Source organism: Bacillus cereus group sp. Bce041, assembly GCF_052646455.1.
In genome coordinates this window covers 64,991-86,653 of sequence record NZ_JBQXON010000012.1, presented here as the reverse complement: position 1 = coordinate 86,653, position 21,663 = coordinate 64,991, and the positions used below count along the sequence as shown (strand labels likewise).

The window sequence follows — 21,663 nt, the reverse complement described above, 5'->3', positions numbered from 1 at the left end:
AAAAATATATAGTCTTCAACAAGAAAAAGCGCCATCACAAGTGACGGCGCTTTTTCTATGTAAGAGCAACTAGAAGATATCCTTCTAGCCTACTCCCATTTATAAGTCCAAAACTGTTCAAATTGCAGCCATTTTAATGTTGCTGCATCTTTGTTTTTTATTTTTGCATGCGTGTCTTCAAGCATTGCTTCTGTTTGTGAACGGTGCGCACCTAATGCAGTTAATTTATGATCAAATACTTCACTAATGTTATTTACAACATCCGGTTCTCCTAATACTGCTTCACGATTTTTCGTAATCGCAACAGCATGAATAACTGGGCGCTCTTCTTTTGGCATACGTGATACAGCGCGAACGACAGCGCGGCCAAATGCATTATGATCTGGATGTACACCGTGCTCTGGATAAAATGTAATAATTCGAGATGGATTTACTTCTTGAATGATTGCTTGAATTTTGTCAGCAACGAAATCAACATCTTCAAATTCTAACGTTTTATCATGGAAGCCAAGCATTCTTAAATCTTTAATACCCATCGCTTCACAAGCATCTTTCAATTCTTTCTTACGGATATGTGGAATCGTTTCACGGTTAGCGAATACGTTCTTACCCATGTTACGTCCCATTTGTCCTAGAGTACCACATGCATATGTTACAGGTACTCCTTGATCTGTTAATAAGCGAATTGTTCCTCCCGCAGCATATGCTTCATCATCTGGATGCGGAAATACAACAAGTACATGTCTCTCCATAAGTTTCCCTCCTTCTTACTTAAATGGTGTTAAGCTTAACTCAAGTGCAACTGCTAGACGACCTAAATTATCATGTCCAGCTAATAATAAACGCTCTTGATCGTCTACTTCCCAGTGCGTAATACCTTCAGCATATACCCAACCGTGATCCATTTTCAGACCAACTCGGTATGGATTTGTTCCAGTTATCTTCCCGCGTTCAAAACGGATAATCGCATTTCGAATGAAAGCACCAACTGTCATCATCTTTTCATTTATGTGTGATGCATACGCTCCGTTTGTCGTTTCTAAATGAATATATACATCTTTATTTACAAAACGTTCAATTTCATTTTGAATAAGAGAACTATCTTTTACTATTTCCATCGGAATTCACCTCTTTAAACCATTTTACGCAAAAATAATGTAAATTGCTATCTCTATATTAGAGGACAACGCTCACTTTTCCTAATAATTTGCACTGTGTTTTTTATATTTTTTATATGATATGTAAAAAATACATTTTTTCCTTCACTTTGTTAAATAGTTTTCTTTCTTTTTTGAATTTGCTACAATATATTTTATCCCGTATTATTGCAGCGAGATACATTTCGACAATTGAATACATAATTTAAAGAAGGTGACATGATTGGAACAGTCAGCACATGAAGTAGCAAATTGGCAATATTATTTTGCAATTGCCGTATTTTTAATCACGTACGGATTTATTATTTCTGAGAAATTGAATCGTGCTGTAATCGCACTATTCGGTGCTGCTATTATGATTATTTTTGGAGTTGTAGATTTACATACTGCTTTCACATCACATATTCAATGGGAAACGATTACCCTTTTAATTGGGATGATGATTCTCGTACATATTACGAGTCAATCAGGCGTCTTTGAATTTGTGGCCATTAAAGCGGCAAAAGCAGCTGGCGGAAAACCGATTCGCATTTTATTATTACTATCCCTATTAACTGCTGTCGGATCAGCATTTTTGGACAATGTAACGACTGTTTTATTAATCGTTCCTGTTACATTATCCATTACACGTATTTTAAAAGTAAATCCTGTGCCTTATTTGATTTCAGAAGTGCTGTTTTCAAATATAGGCGGAACAGCAACATTAATCGGTGATCCACCTAATATTATGATTGGATCAGCAAACAAGCATTTAGACTTTAACGCCTTTTTACTTAACTTAGCTCCAATCGTAATTATTATTTCTATTGTGACACTTGGCATTATTTACTTCATGTACCGTAACAAACTAAAAACAACACCTGAACAAATCGAAAAACTAATGGCATTAAATGAAAAAGATTATATTAAGGATCAAAGCCTCCTTTTAAAATCTATTTCGATTTTAGGACTAACTATTTTAGGCTTCGTACTTCATTCGATTATTCATGTAGACGCTGCCGTTATAGCGATGACAGGCGCTACACTTCTTATGTTAATCGGCGTGAAAGAACATGATATTGAAGATGTATTTGCCCACGTTGAATGGGTAACCATTTTCTTCTTCGCCGGACTATTCGTTCTCGTTGGCGGGTTAATTGATATCGGACTTATCTCTTCACTTGCAAAAGAAGTAATCGGCGTAACAAACGGTGACATCGGATTCGCAGCTATACTTATTTTATGGGTATCTGGCATCGCATCTGCGACAATCGACAACATCCCTTTTGTCGCTACGATGATTCCTCTTATTCAAGACTTAGCTACAGGACTCGGACTATCTGTCGATTCTCCGCAAATCGAAGTACTATGGTGGGCGTTATCTCTTGGAGCTTGCTTAGGAGGAAATGGAACGCTAATCGGAGCATCTGCAAACGTAGTCGTTGCTGGTATTGCAAAACGTGAAGGACATGCTTTCTCTTATATGGACTTCTTAAAAATTGGTTTACCATTAACTATTGTTGCACTCTTGTTATCACATGCTTATATATATTTACGTTATTTAATGTAAAAGTTGTATTGCATGAAATTATATCGTCAAATCCAAAAGGTTTGCAGCATCGTGCTGCAAACCTTTTTTCATCACCAAAATATACCGATAATTGCTAACCCACCTAAAATCATACCACCAATTTGTCCGACAATTGTTGGTGATAATTGAACACCTTTTCTCACTTCAACAACTGGTCTTTCGTGCCTTAGTTGCTGCACTTCGCTTTGCAGTTGATGTACACTTCCGTGTAACTCTTTAATTAGTTCCTTTAATTCAGCGACCTCTTCATTTACTGGTTTTGCTTTTTCTAAATTCATTTTACATAACTCCTTATAAATTCAATCAGTTCACTGTGAATTTTCGCCAATTATCATTATATCTCCTGCATACTACATATATAATATTGAATGTATTCGCTAATCTTGCAACCCTATCCATTCATCCCGCAATATCCCCATAATGATACGATCAAAACACTTCCCATCTCTTTGAACCGCTTCTCTCATACACCCTTCCATCTGAAAACCTATCTTTTTATACAACGCAATGGCTGCTTTATTATAAGAAATTACATCCAGACCGACGCGGTGTAAATTCAATTCATAGAAAGCATACTTTAAAATAAGATGTATTGCTTCTTTCCCATATCCTTTTCCTCTATCATTCGCATCTCCTATACCAATGGCTAATAAACCTGTTCTGTTATTCCACTCTATACCATGAATCGCCACAAAACCAATTAAGCGATCTTCTTGAACTGTCCTTACCATGAAAGAAACACTATTCGATCTTCGTCCTTTTAATAACCCATCACTTGCTATTTCATTTAAAGATTGCGGGAATGCTACATCTGTATCAACATTTCTTAAATACTCACTATCTTCTTGCCACATAGCCATTACTTCAGCATCTGTTTCTCTCATAGCTGATAATTTAATCGTTTTATTTCGAAAAAGATTCATTGTCATTTCAAACTCCCCCTTTATTAAATAACGGGGATAATTATTCCAGCCTATTTACCCCCTCGTTTCATAAACGGGATACTTACAATAAGCGCTGACATTGGCACATCTCCTCCATATTGAATTAACTTCATTGTATAATTTTTTATTTATTCTAACAATAACAGAAAGGCCCTCCAAATTTTGAGGGCCTTTCCTAATAGCAAAACTATATTATTTCGTAAACATTTTCTCCGCTTCATCCATTGCCATTTTGTTTCCTAAAGCAGAATAGTCAAGCCATGGTTGATCATTGATAATGTATACGTGCTTGCCTTTAACTGCTTTTAAGTCTTTCCAAATTGGTGTTTCTTGAAGTTGTTTAAATGCTGCTTTTGCTTTATCATCTCTATTTACAACAACGAAAATCGCATCTGCATCAAAGTCAGGTAATACTTCTTGTGAAATGACTTCGAAAGGACGGTTTCCATCAATTTTCTCTACACCATTTGCAGGTTGTAACCCTAGGTCTTGGAATAAAATTGGTCCCATCGGTCTTTTCGTACTAAATACACGCAATTCTTTTGCAGTAACGCGAATTGCCATTACTTTTTCGTTATTACCTAGCTCTTTATCTATTAAACCTTTTACTCGTTTTGATTGCTCTTCGTAATCTTGAATATATTTATCTGCTTCTTTCTCACGGTTTACAAGTTTACCAACTTGTTTTAAATGCTCTCTCCACGTACCTTCATCTAAATTGAAAGAATGTGTTTTTGCAATTTTTTCGTATTTCGCTACATCTTTACCAGCATATTTTTCATCAACATAAATGTCAGTTGGCTTTAATTGAAGTAACGCTTCCATATTCGGATCTGTTACAACACCAAGCTTCTTCGTATCTTTCAACTTCTCTTTAGCGTGCGGTAAGAAATCTTTTAAATCTCCACCAATAACAGAACCTACTGGTGTAATTCCTAATGCAAGTAAATCATTTGTTAAATGAATAGACATTGAAGCAATTTTTGGATCATTACTTTTTTCCGTTTTTTTCGTTGCCTCTTCATTAGCTTTCGTTTGACCACATGCTGCTAATACTAAAATACACATCATGCTAAATAAAATAGTAAGTTTCTTTTTCATATGTTCTCCTCTTTGAAGTATTTATTTTGTTTTTGTAAGTAAATAAAGAAAATACGGTGCTCCTAAAGCTGCCACTACTACACCAGCCGGAATAGAGTTTGGCTCAAATATAGAACGACCTATCGTATCTGCTAGCACTAAAATAATCATTCCGATAATGCCAGCTAAAGGAAGAAAGTGTTGATATGTAGTACCTACTAACTTCCTTGCGATATGCGGAGCAACTAAACCGATAAAACCAATTCCTCCTGCCATCGATACACTTGTGCAAGATAATCCAACCGCTGTAGCTAAAAGTAATAACCGTTCTTTTTGAACAGAAACACCAAGTCCTGCTGCTACACTATCACCTAGTGACAATGCATTTAACGTTTTAGATTTTAGCCACGCATAAGGGGTTAGTATGAAAATCCAAGGTAATAATGCAAAGACATGAATCCAATCCCTTCCCCACACGTTACCAACTAGCCATCTAGAAGCGAATGTATACGTCTCATCATTTAACTTGAGAGAGAAAAATAACGAAATTGCACTAAAGCCAGCTGAAACTGCAATACCAACGAGAATAAGTCTAATGGGAAGTAAACCTTTTGACCGATCACTCGCAAGTAAAATAATAAGAAATGCAGCTAATACTCCTCCGCCAAATGTAAATAACGGTATTAAAATGGATGCACTCTCATTAATAGAATGAAAGAGAGTAACAAATACGATAAGACCGAAAGATGCACCTGAATGCAACCCTAAAATACCAGGATCTGCAAGTGCATTACGTGATAACCCTTGCAAAATCGCACCGGAAATACCAAGACCAATGCCGGCTAACATCGTGATTATTATTCTTGGCATACGATAATCATATAGCACGGTTGCACTCTCAAAATCACCATAACCCAAAAGTGTTTCAATTACTCTAAGTGGTGCTATACTCAGCGTCCCTGTATTTAAACTAATTAAAATTACAGCGATACTTATACATCCGAAGATTGTAGTTACAGTAATAGCTCTCTTTTTATCCGTGTTAAAAAGATCTTTCACTTATAACTCCCTCCCAACTTTACGTGCTATATAGAGGAAGAACGGAACTCCAACAAGAGCTACCATAATCCCTATCGCAAGTTCCTTAGGAGGATTTACTGTTCTTGCCCCTAAATCAGCTACAACTAATAACATAGCTCCTAATAATGCTGACATAGGAATAATGAGTCTATAATTCACACCAACTAATTTTCTAGCAATGTGTGGGATAACTAGTCCCACAAATCCAATAGAACCAACAGCTGAAACAGAAACACCTGCCAGAATAACTACTATAATCATCCCTAGTATTCTCGTTCGGTTCGTTTTCACTCCTAAATTTGTAGCAACATCATCCCCCATTGATATGAGTGAAATAGATTTCCCTAGCATTGTCGCGAAAATAATCGTTATAAGAATAATAGGAACTAAAAATTTCAAGTGTTCCCACTTAATCCCTGCAACACCACCAGCATACCAAAACGCTAAATCCTGGCTTAAATCATAATAAATCGCAACACCTGAACTTAATGAATGTAAAAGCGCTGCCATAACCGCTCCAGCAATCGTTAACCTCATTGGTGTTAACCCGCCTGATGTTGCTGATCCAATAACAAAAATAAGTACTGTACTTAAGACTGCTCCAATAAAGGAAACAATCATTAAATAGGAATACGGCATATGCGGAAAAAAAGCAAAACTAAGTGCTACTACAAACATCGCACCTGCATTTATTCCGAGTACACCTGCATCAGCTAAAGGATTTCGTGTTATACCTTGCATAACAGCACCAGCAACCGCAAAAGCTGCCCCTACAACTGCTGCACCAATTACTCTCGGGAGCCTTAATTCATAAATAATTTGGTGCTGCGTTAATTTCGGATCGTAATTCAAAATCGCTGCCCACACCGTTTGTAAATGAATATCTTTTGCACCAAATGAAATGGCTAAAAATATAGATCCAATTAAACATAAAATTGTTAAGCTCATGAAACATATGAACTTAATATGTATCCAGCGGTTATTACCAGCATGTACAGTAGACTTATGTAACATGTTTCATTTCATCCTTTATATTCAGTTGTTTTTTATAATTATTTTTTATTTATAATTATTATTGATAATAATTATCATTTTCATTTAGATATTATATCCCCACTTTTTTTAAATAGCAAACTATTTTTTCACTTCGCTAAATATTAAAATACTTATTACAATTCCCTTTCAAAAATCGTTTCTATTCCAGGGTTATATCGCTATGATTTCATACTCATCGCATGTCTTCTTATGCAGTGGATTATGTACAAGACTGGACTTGAGACGAAAGACGAATTAAAAGTAATTACTGCCTTTCACCTCATCGGCCTTTTACTAGAAATATATAAAGTTCATTTCGGTTCATGGAGTTATCCTGAAGAGGCGTATTCAAAGATTTTTGGAGTTCCGCTTTACAGCGGCTTTATGTACGCAAGTGTCGCAAGTTACATATGCCAAGCGTGGAGAAGGTTGCATTTACAAATGCATTATTGGCCGAAAGCTATTTTTACCGTGCCATTAGGAGCAATGATTTACTTCAATTTTTTCACGCATCATTTTCTATACGATTTTAGATGGTTCTTAACTTTACTTCTATTCATCGGTTTCTTTCGGACATTTGTGGAATTTTCATTACGAGGCGTTACATATAAAATACCACTCGTTCTCTCCTTTTTCCTTATCGGTTTCTTCATTTGGATTGCAGAGAACATCGCAACATTTTTCGGAGCATGGCAATATCCAAATCAACGGGAAGCATGGAATCTCGTTCACTTAAGCAAAATTAGTTCATGGTTTTTACTCGTTGTTATTAGCATTATGATTGTCACGCAGCTCAAACATTTGAAGGAATCAAAAAGATAATGCTGATTATGTAAAAACAGTTAGCCCATCACTCATTAGAGAGTGATGAGCTAACTGTTTTTAGTAATATTTTTTAAACCGTCCTTATCAAGGGAGTTATAATTTACAAGAGTATAAGCAATTACACATTATGAACTGCTACTAGCAGAAGATGTTGCTACAGATGAAGCGGCAATCGTTGCCATCATGGCTGCCTGTTGTGCTTGTATGAGGACTTCTATCATTGTTTGTAAACCTGTGTTAGTAGCTTTACTTTCCTCACCTTTCTGACTTACGAACAGTTGAATAGCAATAAGAATAGTTGTATCTGTATGCCAACGGAACAATTTATCCCCCTGCAATTTTTCAATAAATGCTCGAATAGAATGAATCTCTTTTTCTCCATCCTCGAGTAACGCTAGTAGCCCGATAGCTGGGTAATGCATCTGTTTTACTTTTACCTTTTCTTGCTTTAACAAATTCCATATATTTGTGCATTTTGCAACTAATAGTTCTTCCCTGACCTCCTTCTTTAATGAAAGAATATGACTCAAGAATTGAAGATCATTCCCTTTACGCAAACCAGCTGTCGCTAGTTTCTGATAAAGACGTTCCACTCGGTCCATAAGTGTTTCTACATGCTCTGATTGTCCTGCTAATAAAACTGCGAGCGGATAATCATTTGTACTTGTAAGAAAGAGATGATCCTTTTTCATGCGTTTATATACTTGCATCGAACGCTGAATGTGCGCGCCATGCTGTTCATCTTCTTCTGTCAAAAGCACAGCTGCTGCGAGATAAGTAAATATACTCCGGCTAAAGCCACCAGTGACCAATTGTTCATATAAATCTAAAAACGTCCGAAAAGCTTTCTTGTAATCTGTAAAGTGAATATCTAATGTTGCGGCCACTACAAAACGATGATAAGACTTTAAGTATGAAAACATCCCTACCTGATTCTTAATATAACTACTAATTTCTAAAAAACGTCCGAGATCAAACAATTTATCACTACCTGCATACATAGCAGCAATCATCATTCCTGTTCGAGAATCACTCGTTTTCCATTTTAGTTCTCCCTTTAACTGTACATATGTATGTTTATATTGCTCCAACTTTTTCTCTAATGTAATCATAGTATTCACTCCTATTTCTAGTTCTTCTCTATCATTATACGTATATTCCATATTTAGGAATACTATAATTAATAATCACAACATAAAAAATTCTCTAATCCTTCAAGAAGTTATACAAAAAAGTAGATAATAATTTATCTACCTTTTTTGTATATATTATTTAACATTACAACTGTATTGCTTGTTATATGCAATTAAGACTAAAGAGCTTTAATAATACGTTCCATCGCCTTCATTTGCCCAATATGATCAGCTTCATGATAAAGCATCATACCGTAAAGCTCCCCTACTGTTTCCAATCCTAGGAATGGCTCTGGCAGTTTATTTTCAAATGCTTCTGCTGGAATTTCGTTAATACGTTTTGCTTGTTCTTTTAATTGAGCCGTTAACACTTCTAACGATGGTCCTTCTGTCGTCCATTTAGATGGTCTTGATCCATATCCAAACATACCTGGATATTCAGTTGGCAATTGTTTAAATTCTCTTCCGAACATGAAAGTCTCTGCTGCTGTTAACACGTGTCCAATATGCCAACGAATTGTATTGTTAAAACCCTCTGGCTGCGTATCCACAGTTTTATCATCTAACGTTTCCATAAATTTAAGTAACGCCCCGCGCGTTATTTCAAATTGTTTTAAACCCACTAGTCTATTCATTTTATCGTTCCCCTTCTTGATGTACAATTTATTATGAACTAAGAATGTTCAACTTATTAAAGTTTCACCTTGTTTAATCTATCAGAAACAAATAAGAAATACATCTAATATGCTTATTAAAAATAATAAAAAGGTTCACTCCTCGTAAATATAGAATTACTTACTATGTTAATAAAAGAGGAGTGTACTTGCATGTTACATATTTTAAAACAACAATATAATCTTATTAGCTCTACAAGAGAAACTCTATTTTCGTTTTTGGAAGAAATCCCAGTAGAAAAATTACATAGCACAGTTTCTAATTTCGGAAGCGGTAGCATTATAAAGACTCATATTCATGTAGCCGATTGCTATCGATACTGGCTTGGATCATTCGCATTCAAGCAAAAAAGAGCAGATTTTTCATTTGCTAGCGATTACGAAATTGAGCATGCAGATGTGGAAAAAGTTCGCGCTAGATTTAAGTTAGTAGATGAGACTGTACAACGTTTTTTAGATGAATACAATGACCGTTGGCTCGAAAATATAGCAAATGAAGTGAAATGGCAAAAAGAACCTTGGAGCACAACTCCGCTATGGCTTTTAACTCATACGGAGACGCATGAATTTCACCATAAAGGACAAATTGTATCTATGACTCGTCACCTTGGATATACTCCTCCTGATACAGACCTTAGTTAATACATTCGTGTTCATTTAAAAGCGGAATGAGCAGCAAGAATAATAGTATGATCAAAAAACTCGTTGATACATTTTGTTGTGTATAAAACATTTATTATTTGTTTTAGGTATACCATGCCATTATAAAATTCATGTAACGTCGAATTAAGATTCATATTTTTTATGTAACTCATTGAAGAAAGTTAAGTATTTATACATTCAATTACTAACTAAAGGAGAAAATTATAATGAGATTAGAGAGCGAGAGAATTTATTTAAGGCCTCTTTGTCAGCTAGATGCTCCTATTATATTAGAAAGTACAATGGATGATGAAATAAGATATATGACTGGAACTAAGTCCACTTTTTCATTGGAGCAAATTACGAAACATATAGATCATATAAATAATGATTCAAGTCGCTATGATTTCGCTATTTGTTTACAAAGTACTGACAAGATGATTGGAGAGTTGTCGATTTTAGATATCGATGAGGAGAACAAAAGAGCAGGATTCAGAATATCAATGCTTTCAATAGCATTAACAGGACAAGGCTATGGAACGGAAGCTATTAAAATAGTTTTAAGATTTGTTTTTGAACAACTATCATTAAATCGTTTACAGTTAGAAGTATTTAGCCATAATTTACGCGGAATTAAAGCTTATAAAAAAGTTGGTTTTGTAAAAGAAGGAACCTTACGTCAATCTTTATTTTATAACGATACATACTCAGATGAAATTATTATGGCCATACTTAAAAGCGATTATATAGAGAGACCTTTGTAAATGGATGCAGTTAATCTATTAAACAAATTTAAAGAACCTTACCACAATAAAATGCAGTAAGGCTCTTTCATTTTTATATCAAATAACAGCTCTTAAAACATGTATAATCGTATTAATACCAAATAGTCTCCGCATAATTATATGCATCACTATTCGGAATTGCATGTTTCCCTTGTGCTTGTGCCTTTCTTGGATCTAAATCATATACCATTGGTGTATAGCATGATGTTTGCCCTTTATTTACAACACCATTTCCTCCAGCACTTCCGCAAGTGTATGCCTTTCCATCTGTTTTTCTAACAATCCTTGCATCAGCTTCATTATTATAAACTGCCAGGCGAGTTACAGTAACTTTTGCCCACGCTGTTTTACACGTCGTGCTAAATTTTAATTCCACATAAGAATTTGAATCAATCCACTTCTTTTCTTTCGTTACTGCAGATTGATCACAGCTGTTATAATAAGGACTTTTCCCATCATATGAATGGTCTTCTGCGTATGCTTTATCGCTATTAGTCGTGCTAAACATACTAGTTACAACGAGTAAAGATAGCAATAAACATGCACTCGTCTTTTTTAAAAGTTTCATATCTTTTCACTCCTTTATTAATAACGTGCTGTTTTCCCGTAACCGTTATTAAACGTAACTGCTTCAGCATCTGCTGTGTATCCGAAATCAGCAGTTAAATCAAATACCATTCCTGTATAAGTGCTCGTTTGACCTGTTTTTATTGTGCCGTTCCCCTGATTAGAAGTAACTGATTTTTGGAATACACCATTTTTGTATTTATTCACAACAGCGTACGCGTACACTCCTCCCGAAACAGCTGGTGCTGGTTGATCTAAAACAAACTTAGCCCATGCTGCATGACATTTATTACTGTAACGTAAATACACTGTCCCTACTTTTTTACTACCTTCATATACAGCTGTAGATTTTGCATTAAATCCATCTGCATCACACGTCGTACTTCCCCCGTATACTTTCGTTGTTGCTGGATTCTTCCCGTCATAATAACTGCTTAAATCAGTAGCTGCAAATGTACTTCCTTGGAAACTAAATAATACCCCTACACTCGCTGCACTTAACACACATACTTTCATTAGCTTTTTAAACATTGTAAATCTCCTCCCTCAAAATAAGTACGTTTATCTATCCCCTATGTACGCCCCTCCTTTCATGCTGCCTAGAGGCATCTTACAGAAACGAATAAAAGTTGTAAATTCCCTTACGATTATTGGAATATACAAAGAAATTTACTTATCCTTTTAAGAAAAAAAGTTGAGAAATACAAATTTGAAGACATCCTTTATTTCAAACATAAAAGAACCGATACTTGTTACATGCAAGCATCAGTTCTTTATACAAAATTGCCATTTTTTCTTTTTATAAAATAAATATTTCTCCACTTAATCCGTTGTAAAGAACTCCCTCGTTACATCAATAAATTGCTGCAGTGGTGCTGTCATCCATTTATCTTTATGCCAAGCAATTTGTGTATAAATTGGAGATATTGTTTCGTTTAACATTAACTCCTTTAACGTCCCTTCCCGTATATCTTTTTCTACTACTATCGCTGGTAAAATGGCTATACCTAAATCTGCAATAACACATTGTTTAATTGCTTCAACACTCACAAATTCAATTTTATTTGCTGGATATACATCTTCCCCGCGAAATAGCTCTTCAAATAAAGTCCGATACGAGCAGCCTAATTCTGTTAGTAAAAGTGTTTCACTCTCTAAATCTTTTATAGAAACTGAAGGTTGTTCAAGTAAACGATGCGTAGGAGCAGCTACTACTTTTAATTCTTCTTTCATAAGTGGTTCCACATGTAAAACATCTTCTGTTTTACATTCGTCCAAAATAAATGCAAGATCTACTTTCCCCTCCATCAATTGTTCCTTCGCATCTTTATTGGAGTGTGCTGGTTTAAATATAAGTTTTATTTGAGGAAATTGTGCTTTAAACTTCTTTAATATAGAAGGCAGTCTGTATGTACATTGACTTTCTTGTGCACCAATTATTAACGTACCTGCTATTTCTTCATCATCTTTCACAGCCATTTTCGCTTCGTTACTGAGTGCAATCATCTTGTCGGCATATAGTTGAAACTTCCTACCTGCTTCAGTTAAGAAAAGACGTTTCCCTAATCTCTCAAATAGTGGTGTACCGAGCTCAGCCTCTAATGTTTTAATTTGTGCTGTAACGCTCGATTGGGCAAAGTTTAATTTCTTCGCAGTTTGTGTAAAGTTCAAAGTATGTGCCGCTACTTTAAATGTAATTAACTGTTTTATTTCCATTTATCATCCCTCTTTTCAATCGATATTTCCGATTGATTCCATCGAAATAATCCTCTTTGTCTATTGATATTTGTATTGTATGATAAAGAACATCTATAAACAATATAAATGGAGGTATTCCATATGAAAGCACTTTGTTTCGAAACATTCGGAGACGCTAATGTTCTACACTATAAAGAAATACACAATCCAATCATAAGTCCAAATGAAATTCTTGTCCGCACGAAAGCAATCGGATTAAACTTCGCTGATATTTATAGACGCCGCGGCGATTATCATCTTGCTGGCAATCCGCCTTATGTATTAGGTTATGAAGGAGCTGGAATTGTTGAAAAAGTAGGAGCTGACGTTACTACTATCAACCTAGGAGACCGTATTACATTTGCGGACGTCCCATTTGCAAATGCAGAACTAGTTGCCGTTCCATCTGAAAAAGTAATCCCACTACCAGATTCTATTTCTTTTGAAACAGCCGCTTCTGTCTTATTACAAGGATTAACTGCACATTATTTAACGCACGATAGCTATCAACTAAAACAAGGTGATATAGCTTTAGTACACGCTGCAGCTGGTGGCGTCGGTCAACTTCTTATTCAAATGATTAAACTACAGGGCGGAACAGTAATTGGTCTTACATCATCAAAAGAAAAAGCAAAGATAGCTACATTAGCTGGTGCCGATCACGTATTTTTATATACCGAAGCATGGCATATGAAAGTACTTGAAATGACTAATGGAACTGGAGTAAATGTTGTGTATGAATCAGTAGGTTCTACATTAGGGGAAAGTTTTAACGCTACTAAAATTGGCGGTACTGTCGTATTTTACGGAATGGCTGGTGGTAATCCTGCGCCAGTTGATCCGCGTATGCTTATGGATACTTCAAAAACTTTAACTGGTGGAGACCTTTGGAACGTGCTTACCACTTATGAAGAACGTAAAAAACGCTCTACTCAATTATTCGATTGGATCGCAACTGGAAAATTAAACATTTCAAATCCTACTACATTCTCTTTACAAGACGGTGCTCTTGCTCATGAATTATTAGAGAGCCGTAAAAGCACAGGGAAGATTTTATTAATCCCATAATTCACAAAATGAAAAGGAAGCTAGATTTCTCTACCTTCCTTTTCTTATTTCTATTTGAGATTTAATTATATTTCCACACTTTCTTTCCCTTTTGCAACATAACTCATATCTCCAACCGACTCGACTGTATATGTTCCATCTTGGTATACAATCTTCGTCACACTAGCATTTTCCACCCCAAGTTTTGTTTTGCTACTGTCTAACATTTCTATTAAGGTAGTAATCAAAAGCCCATGAACGACAACTAAAACGTTACCGCCACCATTTCCAGCAGCTTCTTCACTAATTTTATCTATCTCAGCTTTTATGCGAGTAGAAAATAATTCCCAATCTTCCGCCTGTTTTGTAGGATCTGCTACTCTAATAAGATTAATCACTTCTTGAATAGAAAACTTCATAAGTTCTTCTGGTGATGCAACGCCTGCAGCTTTTCCAACCACATCCCACATATTCTCAAGTTTTTCACCTTCAAAAATACCGAAATTTAATTCTCGCAAATCTTTTCTTTGCTCAAGTTTTAATTTTGATTGCTCACTATATTTTAATACTAAATTAGCAGTTTCAATTGCGCGGCCGCTATCACTACTATATGCATTCATAAAATGAATATCTTTTAATCCTGTCCCTAAATTTGTGGCAACTTCAACACCTTTTTCTACTAATGGAGAATCAGCCCAACCTTGCGCGCGATGATTCGTATTTAATATTGTTTTACCGTGTCTTGTAACATATAACGTAACTGCATTCTCATTGCTATCTGTTTCTCGCTTATTCATTTCATTCTCTCCCTTTACGTTTCTATATCAATTTTACCACCTCAATTATTCATTGAGCAAAATATACGTCAGTAGATCCGCTTAATAAAAAAAGCTATCTTTCTGTATATCCATACAAAAAGATAGCATCTTTTATGATTACATTTCTTAACCGTTACTCCTACTCAGCAAAAGCACTCGAATATTGTACAATTCCTTTTACACCTCGAAGAGAATTTTCTGTTAATTCCATTATCATAAATACCTCTTCAGGCACTTCAAACGGTGCTTTTATATTCCACTCACTTGCTTTCTTAAAACCAAATTTCGGGTAGTACTCTGGATGTCCTAATACTACAACTGATCCGTATCCAAGTTCTTTCGCTTTTTCTAATGCAGCTACAATCAGTTTTCCACCAATTCCTTTTTTCTGATGACCCCTAGCAACTGAAACTGGTGCAAGCGCTAACGATTCTACAGAAGTTCCATCTTGTTCTATTGTAATTTTCGATAACATAATGTGACCAACTATATCTTCATCTACCGCAACAATTGATAACTCTGGAACAAACGCGTCACATTCTCTAATACGTTTTACAAGTTCATGTTCTGTTTTATCACTAAATTCTTCCTTTAAAAATGCTTCTTTTACGACTTCTTCTGTTTTTCTATAATCATTTTTTTGTTCTTGTCTAATCGTTACCATTTTAACTTATCCTCTATTCTTTCTTATTTCTTTTTGAATTTTACGCAGTGCTTTTTTCGATCCGCGCTCAATATCGTGTTGCATTTTTCTTTCTTTATAATCAACAAATAGTGTATTTAAATCGTATCCTTCTGGATATAACTCCTTCGCTGCTACTTCTAAAGTAATACGTTTTACATTTACTTCAACGAATTCACCGTTATAATATACAACAACGTTATAAAAATTATCTTTTTCCTTATAGATGATACCAAAATCATCATGATCCAATAAATTAACACGATCGCCGATTTTGTACTCATAATGAGATTCTCTTTTTTCTTGTACGAATTTCGGTTTTCTAATTTTACTTTCATTCACTTTTTCTAAAGCGTACTCTTTATTTCCCATGTACTCTTTCGCCCTTTTCAGTACATGTTCTTTTACGTTCATTTTATTCGCAATCCAAAGTGCATTACTTTCTCCTGATTTTCCGATAACTAATTTATAAAGCGGCTCTAACGTTTCACTATTAAACTGCATCGCTGCATTCATAAAGTCATCATGCATTTCTGAAAATCGTTTAATTTCTCCGTAATGCGTACTCGCAACGGTAATACATCCCGCAAAGTACAACTCTTCTAAAATAGAAATTGCAAGTGCTGCACCTTCATTTGGCTCTGTACCGCTCCCTATTTCATCAAATAAAAGTAACGTATTATTATTTGACATCCTCATAATCTCAGAAAGATTTTTCATATGAGATGAAAATGTACTTAGTGCGTTTTCGATACTTTGATTATCACCAATATCTACAAATACATTTTCAAAAATAGCGATTTCTGTCCCTTTATCTCCTGCAATATGAAGACCTGACATTGTAGCTAATGTTAACAATCCAATCGTTTTTAACACAATTGTCTTTCCGCCCGCATTCGGCCCTGTAATAATTAAACTACGATACTCTTGACCAATTTTAAAATTCAAGGGTACAACTTGCCCTGTTAAAAGCGGATGCTTACAATTCACTAAATGAATGTAGCCATGATCATTTAACTTCGGTTCTATTCCATCAATCGATTTACTAAACTTCGCTTTCGCAAATACCATATCATACTGACTAATTAGCTCCATGTTAATCTTTATACTATAAATATTTTCTAATACCATCCCTGATAAAGTCGCTAAAATTTGATATTCTTCAACCGCTTCTTCTGCTTTCAAACCAGCTAGTTCTGCATTCAATTTCGTAACCGTATGCGGTTCTATAAATACAGTAGAACCTTTTGCCGAGGCTTCAATAATACTTCCGGCAACTTGGTTTTTATAGGAAGATTTAATTGGAATCGTATAACGGTCATCCTTTTTACTAATAAAGAATTCCTGAATGAATTTCTTATTTGCACTACTATTTAAAAACTTCGTTAAACGTTCTTTTATTTTCCCATCTACAGAATCGATATTATTTCGAATTCGTTTTAACTCTTTACTTGCAGCTGCATCAATACTATTTCCTTTAATTGAAAAGTTAATTTCCTCTTCAATACTTTTATATTCAGTCATTGAATTTGCATAAGAAGCTAATACTGGTGCAAAAAATTCTTTATCTAACATAAACTTTTTAATCTTTCTACATCCACGTAAAAAGTCTGAAACACTCACTAATTCTTCTGGATCTAAAATCATACCTTTTTCTAATTTTTGAATTGTACTAGCAATATTAGAAATGCCGAAGAAAGGAACATGCCCTTCTGCATCTAATATAGCTCGTGCTTCTGTCGTTTCATTCAGCCGATTTCTCACTACTTTTATACTCGTACTCGGCTCTAATTTGTTTAATAATTCCTTACCTAATCCACTTACACAATAAGATTTCACTATATCCTTTAATTCGTTATATTGTAACTTTTCAAAAGTCATCGTATTCATTTTGTTTCTCCTCACTATGATTGATTTTTATCATAAATGAAGATACCTACTCATTAGATTCCAATGAGTCATATATAAAATTCCATAATTATACAATAAAAACATATACAAAAAAGCTGCGGGGATACCGCAGCTTTTACATTTACAAGGCATGTGTAATAACGTATGAGGAAATAAGCCATAAAAAATAGATGGCAGTCCCTTATTACACGCTTTATAAAGTATTGTAGGTATCTTCATAGGTTTTGAAATAAATGCATGACAAAATTAGGGGTATGATGTACATAAAAATCCCCTGGTCTTATCCGATTTATTTCATTAAATTTTTCCTATTTAATACCTACCGCACTCACAAAAAGCACCTCTCATTAATTTATATTATAGTCATTGAAATCTAATTTATTGAAATCATCATACTATATGTTACGTGAGAAGTAAAGGTGCCATACTTCAGTAGTACGCAACTCTACACTTCAATATTTCTTAAATTAGACCTATATTCGCTGAGGAGAAATTATAAGAAGCGCCTCCGCTATTGCGAATGTCATTTCCTTCCCCTGATACATTTAATAATTATGACAAGCAATAATAGGAGGTTTACTATATGAATGAAGAATATAGTATTTTACATGGAACTGCTCTGGAACCAAATTTAATCGGTCCCACACTACCATCAATTCCACCATTTACATTCCCCACCGGACCTACTGGAATCACAGGACCTACCGGCGCGACAGGTTTTACCGGAATCGGAATAACTGGTCCTACTGGGGTTACAGGTCCTACCGGAATCGGAATAACTGGTCCTACTGGGGTTACAGGTTTAGGGATTCTTCCCATATTTGGAACAATAACTTCTGAAGTAGGAATCGGTTTTTCAGCAGTAGTTAATACAAATATTAATTTTACCATTCCAGGACCTGCTAGTGGAACTACCCTAAATCCATTAAATAATTCTATTACAATTGATACCACTGGCGTGTACTCTGTATCCTTTTCAATTGTATTTGTAATACAAGCTATATCGTCTAGTATATTAAATCTTACAATAAACGATTCCATTCAATTCGCAATTGAAACGCGAGTTGGTGGTGCTTCTGGGGTGAGAGCTACATCCGCCAGAACTGATTTACTACCTTTAAATCAAGGGGATGTTCTTCGAGTACGAATAAGAGAAGCCACGGGTGACATTATATATTCCAACGCCTCTCTTGTTGTTATAAAGGTCGACTAGCTCTTTTATTACAATAAAGATTTATGAAAAATAAAGTGAAACTTTAATAAGCCCTCACCAATCGGGCTTCCCACAAATAGCGGGATAAATATGCACAATATAAAAAGAAGAGGAAAACTTATATTTCAGTCTACCTCTTCTTTTTCATCACCAAATTATTGTTGAACATATATGGAAACTGATCCTCCACTTACTTGGAACTGCCCCCATCCGTCCTTATTAATTGTTACAGTATTTGTTTGATTACCCGTAATATCGTACCATACTTCCCCTGCGTTATTCTTTCCAACATCCATCCACTTCGCCCCTCCTGGTCCATCAGAGATTAATGTTGCTAAACCAGAATTAGCATGTACACTATCACCTTCTCTTGTCCAGCCAATCACATCCGGATGATCAAAATAATCACGCTGCGTACCATATGCAAAGTTTTTTCGTGCCGTCAAAATCGGATCAATTTTGTCCTTTAACGCTGGAATTTCATAGTTACTATTTCCTTTTGTACCATAGTAATCACCATAGAAAACAGAAGGATACCCCTCTGCACGCGTTAAAATAAATGCATATGCCAGCGGTTTGAACCAAGGGCTCACTACAGATTCCAATGACTGACCAGGCTGTGAATCATGATTTTCAACTAGAGTAACCGCAAGTGTAGGATGATTCGCAACTACCGTTCCTTTTAAAATATTTCTCATATCATAATTTCCATTTCCTGTTGAAGCATAATGAAAATTATAATGAAGTGGTGCATCGAACACAGATTGATTATAATTAACCTTCGCTAAATAATTATTTAAAGTCTGGATATCGTTTTGCCAATATTCAGCTACTGTAAACATTTCTTTCCCTGTTTGCTGTCTAACATGATTTACCCAATCGCGCAAATATTCATGATCAATATGTTTAACAGCATCTAAACGAAAACCATCTAAATTTAATTCATTCGCATACCACGTTCCCCATTTTTTCATTTCATTCGCAACATCTGGATGATCAAAATCAAGATCCGCATACATCAAATAATCATAATTCCCATTCTCGCTAGACACTTCCCAGTCCCATGCTTTACCTATGCCCCTAAATTTATAAATTCGGTTTAATTTCCTTCCTTCATCCCAATCCGTTCCGTCAAAATGATACCATTTCCATTTGAAATTAGAATAAGAATCTCCACGTCCTGGAAAGTTAAATCCCGTCCACGCACTAATTTCATAATCACCTGATACTTCAACATTTCGATTGCTCGGGTCTACCTCAACTGCTGTTACAGTTTCTGTATAATCAGCCCCACCTTTATGATTCATAACTACATCACCGTATACATCGATGTTTTTCTTATGTAAAGCGTCAATTGCAGATTTCAATTGTGCTTTCGTCCCATATTTCGTCCGCACTGTGCCCTTTTGATTGAATTCCCCCAGATCATATAAATCATATGCTCCATATCCTACGTCATTTTGCGTAGTTCCTTTATATGCAGGTGGTATCCAAACAGATGTAATTCCTTTTTCCGCTAAATTTTCAACATCAGTACGCAAACGATTCCAATGATTCCCATCATTCGGAGCATACCACTCAAAATACTGCATTAACGTTCCATTGTTAACTGTGTCTGCATATGCTTTACTCCCCTCATATATACTAGGTAAAAACATAACAACCGACAATCCGACTATTGTTATTCTTTTAAACATCTGTACACCATCCCCTCCCAAGAAAGCGTTTGCATAGTTTATCAGAATTATTATAATATTCGTCCCACCGTTAGTAAAGTAGCAATCTCTCACTCTCCCATATTATTTTTAATCTAATTTCAAATATTCAACGTAGTTTTAATTTCACATCCTATTCAAGATTGTTTACAATTTACCTATAAAAGCATAACGGAGGGATTTCGATGACAGACTTTCAAAAACAATTTTTCGCACGATTACATATAGAAGAAAAAGACACAGTTTTATTTGAAGATTTATCTAACATTATGTACGCAATGGCACAAACTGTTCCTTTTGAAAACTTAAATATTCTCGAAAAGAATTTTAAAGAAATATCAAAAGAAAATTTGAAAGAGAAAATTTTAGTAAATAACCGTGGCGGTCTTTGTTATGAACTCAATCCTACTATGTATTACTTCCTGAAAGATTCTGGATTCGATGTTCATCTCGTTTCAGGAACAGTTTATAACGCTGCAAACTCCATATGGGCTGTTGATTCTGGCCATATCGCAACCGTTTTAACCCATCATAATGAACTTTATTTAATTGAAGTAGGATTCGGATCATACTTACCTCTTGCCCCTGTCCCTTTCTTAGGTGAAGTCATTCACTCTGCTACAGGAGATTATCGTATTCGTAAAGAAATGACCGAAAAGGGAAACTACATTTTAGAGATGCGGAAAAACAATGAGTTCTTGGATCAATCTGCTGCTGATGATTGGACGTTAGGCTATGCATTTTATATAGAAGAAGTGGATGAAGAAAAAGCAAATACAGCACAAAAAATTATCGTTGAACATGAAGGATCACCCTTTAATAAAGTACCTCTTATTGTAAAACTAACTGAAGATGGGCATGCCTCTTTAACGAAAGATAGCCTTACAGTAGCGAAAAATGGTAAAAAAACGAAAGAAACCGTTACAGACATGCAATATACAAACCTTTTACATTCAAAATTTGGAATTACACTATAAGTATGTAAGCCTTGTTATTTTAGCAAGGCTTTTCAATTTTCAGCAGGGATTTTTTGCAATTTGTTGTATTT

Annotated in this window: 22 protein-coding genes and 1 pseudogene; 7 read left to right on the top strand and 16 right to left on the bottom strand. The window is 35.2% G+C overall.

Annotation, left to right across the window (positions count from 1 at the left end; all coding sequences use genetic code 11):
- Window positions 1-89 precede the first annotated feature (89 nt).
- Window positions 90-752 carry a bacillithiol biosynthesis deacetylase BshB2 gene (gene bshB2 / locus ACUN13_RS25895; protein ID WP_445424017.1) on the bottom strand — a complete coding sequence of 221 codons (663 nt, stop codon included), beginning with the start codon at window positions 750-752 and terminating at the stop codon, window positions 90-92.
- Between the two features lie 15 nt (window positions 753-767).
- Window positions 768-1,118, bottom strand: a complete 351-nt coding sequence (locus tag ACUN13_RS25890; protein WP_000407045.1) for a YojF family protein — start codon at window positions 1,116-1,118, stop codon at window positions 768-770.
- A 262-nt stretch (window positions 1,119-1,380) separates the two neighbouring features.
- Here ACUN13_RS25890 and ACUN13_RS25885 point away from each other — a divergent pair, with 262 nt between their 5' ends.
- Window positions 1,381-2,706: an ArsB/NhaD family transporter gene (locus ACUN13_RS25885; protein WP_000437988.1), complete on the top strand. Its 1,326-nt coding sequence runs from the start codon at window positions 1,381-1,383 to the stop codon at window positions 2,704-2,706.
- 71 nt (window positions 2,707-2,777) lie between these two features.
- Here the strand turns inward: ACUN13_RS25885 and ACUN13_RS25880 are convergent, their stop codons facing one another.
- The 5 genes from ACUN13_RS25880 to ACUN13_RS25860 form a co-directional block, all read right to left on the bottom strand.
- The gene (locus ACUN13_RS25880; protein ID WP_001047304.1) at window positions 2,778-3,005 is read right to left on the bottom strand and encodes a hypothetical protein; all 228 of its coding nucleotides are present in this window, start codon (window positions 3,003-3,005) and stop codon (window positions 2,778-2,780) included.
- A gap of 99 nt (window positions 3,006-3,104) precedes the next feature.
- Complete coding sequence (locus tag ACUN13_RS25875; RefSeq protein ID WP_000178509.1) at window positions 3,105-3,656, bottom strand: GNAT family N-acetyltransferase; 552 nt, start codon at window positions 3,654-3,656, stop codon at window positions 3,105-3,107.
- Between the two features lie 207 nt (window positions 3,657-3,863).
- Window positions 3,864-4,772, bottom strand: coding sequence for an iron-hydroxamate ABC transporter substrate-binding protein (locus ACUN13_RS25870; protein ID WP_000728218.1), 909 nt, complete (start codon window positions 4,770-4,772; stop codon window positions 3,864-3,866).
- Window positions 4,773-4,793: 21 nt separating this feature from the next.
- Window positions 4,794-5,810, bottom strand: coding sequence for a FecCD family ABC transporter permease (locus ACUN13_RS25865; RefSeq protein WP_088361996.1), 1,017 nt, complete (start codon window positions 5,808-5,810; stop codon window positions 4,794-4,796).
- Window positions 5,811-6,845 carry a FecCD family ABC transporter permease gene (locus ACUN13_RS25860; RefSeq protein WP_409532519.1) on the bottom strand — a complete coding sequence of 345 codons (1,035 nt, stop codon included), beginning with the start codon at window positions 6,843-6,845 and terminating at the stop codon, window positions 5,811-5,813.
- Window positions 6,846-7,007: 162 nt separating this feature from the next.
- On the opposite strand from ACUN13_RS25860, the pseudogene ACUN13_RS25855 reads away from it, so the two are divergent.
- Window positions 7,008-7,688: pseudogene (locus ACUN13_RS25855) on the top strand (DUF817 domain-containing protein); the annotation flags it as partial.
- A 128-nt stretch (window positions 7,689-7,816) separates the two neighbouring features.
- Here the strand turns inward: ACUN13_RS25855 and ACUN13_RS25850 are convergent.
- A complete protein-coding gene (locus ACUN13_RS25850; protein ID WP_409532517.1) occupies window positions 7,817-8,854 on the bottom strand; it encodes a DUF4003 domain-containing protein in 1,038 nt (345 codons plus the stop codon).
- A gap of 149 nt (window positions 8,855-9,003) precedes the next feature.
- Window positions 9,004-9,459, bottom strand: coding sequence for a DinB family protein (locus ACUN13_RS25845; protein ID WP_001081123.1), 456 nt, complete (start codon window positions 9,457-9,459; stop codon window positions 9,004-9,006).
- A 192-nt stretch (window positions 9,460-9,651) separates the two neighbouring features.
- On the opposite strand from ACUN13_RS25845, the gene ACUN13_RS25840 reads away from it, so the two are divergent.
- Window positions 9,652-10,140 carry a DinB family protein gene (locus ACUN13_RS25840; protein WP_445424016.1) on the top strand — a complete coding sequence of 163 codons (489 nt, stop codon included), beginning with the start codon at window positions 9,652-9,654 and terminating at the stop codon, window positions 10,138-10,140.
- Between the two features lie 227 nt (window positions 10,141-10,367).
- Window positions 10,368-10,904 (top strand): GNAT family N-acetyltransferase, encoded by a 537-nt coding sequence (locus ACUN13_RS25835; protein WP_001235430.1) that lies wholly within the window; start codon window positions 10,368-10,370, stop codon window positions 10,902-10,904.
- 112 nt (window positions 10,905-11,016) lie between these two features.
- Here the strand turns inward: ACUN13_RS25835 and ACUN13_RS25830 are convergent, their stop codons facing one another.
- The 3 genes from ACUN13_RS25830 to ACUN13_RS25820 form a co-directional block, all read right to left on the bottom strand.
- On the bottom strand, window positions 11,017-11,493 hold the full coding sequence (locus tag ACUN13_RS25830; RefSeq protein ID WP_000771162.1) for a DUF2690 domain-containing protein: 477 nt from the start codon (window positions 11,491-11,493) through the stop codon (window positions 11,017-11,019).
- A 17-nt stretch (window positions 11,494-11,510) separates the two neighbouring features.
- The gene (locus tag ACUN13_RS25825; protein WP_000473741.1) at window positions 11,511-12,023 is read right to left on the bottom strand and encodes a YjfA family protein; all 513 of its coding nucleotides are present in this window, start codon (window positions 12,021-12,023) and stop codon (window positions 11,511-11,513) included.
- Between the two features lie 291 nt (window positions 12,024-12,314).
- The gene (locus ACUN13_RS25820; protein WP_000403894.1) at window positions 12,315-13,208 is read right to left on the bottom strand and encodes a LysR family transcriptional regulator; all 894 of its coding nucleotides are present in this window, start codon (window positions 13,206-13,208) and stop codon (window positions 12,315-12,317) included.
- Window positions 13,209-13,331: 123 nt separating this feature from the next.
- On the opposite strand from ACUN13_RS25820, the gene ACUN13_RS25815 reads away from it, so the two are divergent.
- Window positions 13,332-14,297, top strand: coding sequence for a quinone oxidoreductase family protein (locus tag ACUN13_RS25815; protein WP_409532516.1), 966 nt, complete (start codon window positions 13,332-13,334; stop codon window positions 14,295-14,297).
- A 65-nt stretch (window positions 14,298-14,362) separates the two neighbouring features.
- On the opposite strand, the gene ACUN13_RS25810 is transcribed toward ACUN13_RS25815, so the two are convergent.
- The 3 genes from ACUN13_RS25810 to ACUN13_RS25800 form a co-directional block, all read right to left on the bottom strand.
- Window positions 14,363-15,073 carry a histidine phosphatase family protein gene (locus tag ACUN13_RS25810; RefSeq protein WP_001042044.1) on the bottom strand — a complete coding sequence of 237 codons (711 nt, stop codon included), beginning with the start codon at window positions 15,071-15,073 and terminating at the stop codon, window positions 14,363-14,365.
- A gap of 160 nt (window positions 15,074-15,233) precedes the next feature.
- On the bottom strand, window positions 15,234-15,758 hold the full coding sequence (locus tag ACUN13_RS25805; protein WP_000256470.1) for a GNAT family N-acetyltransferase: 525 nt from the start codon (window positions 15,756-15,758) through the stop codon (window positions 15,234-15,236).
- Between the two features lie 6 nt (window positions 15,759-15,764).
- Entirely contained in the window at window positions 15,765-17,666 is a 1,902-nt protein-coding gene (locus ACUN13_RS25800; RefSeq protein WP_001095187.1) for an endonuclease MutS2, read from the bottom strand.
- Window positions 17,667-18,270: 604 nt separating this feature from the next.
- Between ACUN13_RS25800 and betA the strand changes: the two genes are divergently transcribed.
- Window positions 18,271-18,900, top strand: a complete 630-nt coding sequence (betA, locus tag ACUN13_RS25795; RefSeq protein WP_438906249.1) for a collagen-like exosporium glycoprotein BetA — start codon at window positions 18,271-18,273, stop codon at window positions 18,898-18,900.
- 155 nt (window positions 18,901-19,055) lie between these two features.
- On the opposite strand, the gene amyS is transcribed toward betA, so the two are convergent.
- Window positions 19,056-20,597: an alpha-amylase gene (amyS, locus tag ACUN13_RS25790; RefSeq protein WP_000476408.1), complete on the bottom strand. Its 1,542-nt coding sequence runs from the start codon at window positions 20,595-20,597 to the stop codon at window positions 19,056-19,058.
- 203 nt (window positions 20,598-20,800) lie between these two features.
- Between amyS and ACUN13_RS25785 the strand changes: the two genes are divergently transcribed.
- On the top strand, window positions 20,801-21,592 hold the full coding sequence (locus tag ACUN13_RS25785; protein ID WP_409532515.1) for an arylamine N-acetyltransferase family protein: 792 nt from the start codon (window positions 20,801-20,803) through the stop codon (window positions 21,590-21,592).
- Window positions 21,593-21,663: the final 71 nt, after the last annotated feature.

What these genes read in the sequence shown, in the direction of transcription:
- ACUN13_RS25870 (WP_000728218.1), bottom strand. Translation starts at nt 4,772, where the DNA reads ATGAAAAAGAAACTTACTATTTTATTTAGCATGATGTGTATTTTAGTA.
- ACUN13_RS25815 (WP_409532516.1), top strand. Translation starts at nt 13,332, where the DNA reads ATGAAAGCACTTTGTTTCGAAACATTCGGAGACGCTAATGTTCTACAC.
- ACUN13_RS25845 (WP_001081123.1), bottom strand. Translation starts at nt 9,459, where the DNA reads ATGAATAGACTAGTGGGTTTAAAACAATTTGAAATAACGCGCGGGGCG.
- ACUN13_RS25820 (WP_000403894.1), bottom strand. Translation starts at nt 13,208, where the DNA reads ATGGAAATAAAACAGTTAATTACATTTAAAGTAGCGGCACATACTTTG.
- ACUN13_RS25890 (WP_000407045.1), bottom strand. Translation starts at nt 1,118, where the DNA reads ATGGAAATAGTAAAAGATAGTTCTCTTATTCAAAATGAAATTGAACGT.
- ACUN13_RS25835 (WP_001235430.1), top strand. Translation starts at nt 10,368, where the DNA reads ATGAGATTAGAGAGCGAGAGAATTTATTTAAGGCCTCTTTGTCAGCTA.
- ACUN13_RS25880 (WP_001047304.1), bottom strand. Translation starts at nt 3,005, where the DNA reads ATGAATTTAGAAAAAGCAAAACCAGTAAATGAAGAGGTCGCTGAATTA.
- ACUN13_RS25810 (WP_001042044.1), bottom strand. Translation starts at nt 15,073, where the DNA reads ATGAATAAGCGAGAAACAGATAGCAATGAGAATGCAGTTACGTTATAT.
- ACUN13_RS25840 (WP_445424016.1), top strand. Translation starts at nt 9,652, where the DNA reads ATGTTACATATTTTAAAACAACAATATAATCTTATTAGCTCTACAAGA.
- ACUN13_RS25785 (WP_409532515.1), top strand. Translation starts at nt 20,801, where the DNA reads ATGACAGACTTTCAAAAACAATTTTTCGCACGATTACATATAGAAGAA.
- bshB2 (WP_445424017.1), bottom strand. Translation starts at nt 752, where the DNA reads ATGGAGAGACATGTACTTGTTGTATTTCCGCATCCAGATGATGAAGCA.
- ACUN13_RS25830 (WP_000771162.1), bottom strand. Translation starts at nt 11,493, where the DNA reads ATGAAACTTTTAAAAAAGACGAGTGCATGTTTATTGCTATCTTTACTC.
- ACUN13_RS25850 (WP_409532517.1), bottom strand. Translation starts at nt 8,854, where the DNA reads ATGGAATATACGTATAATGATAGAGAAGAACTAGAAATAGGAGTGAAT.
- amyS (WP_000476408.1), bottom strand. Translation starts at nt 20,597, where the DNA reads ATGTTTAAAAGAATAACAATAGTCGGATTGTCGGTTGTTATGTTTTTA.
- ACUN13_RS25875 (WP_000178509.1), bottom strand. Translation starts at nt 3,656, where the DNA reads ATGACAATGAATCTTTTTCGAAATAAAACGATTAAATTATCAGCTATG.
- betA (WP_438906249.1), top strand. Translation starts at nt 18,271, where the DNA reads ATGAATGAAGAATATAGTATTTTACATGGAACTGCTCTGGAACCAAAT.
- ACUN13_RS25860 (WP_409532519.1), bottom strand. Translation starts at nt 6,845, where the DNA reads ATGTTACATAAGTCTACTGTACATGCTGGTAATAACCGCTGGATACAT.
- ACUN13_RS25800 (WP_001095187.1), bottom strand. Translation starts at nt 17,666, where the DNA reads ATGAATACGATGACTTTTGAAAAGTTACAATATAACGAATTAAAGGAT.
- ACUN13_RS25805 (WP_000256470.1), bottom strand. Translation starts at nt 15,758, where the DNA reads ATGGTAACGATTAGACAAGAACAAAAAAATGATTATAGAAAAACAGAA.
- ACUN13_RS25825 (WP_000473741.1), bottom strand. Translation starts at nt 12,023, where the DNA reads ATGTTTAAAAAGCTAATGAAAGTATGTGTGTTAAGTGCAGCGAGTGTA.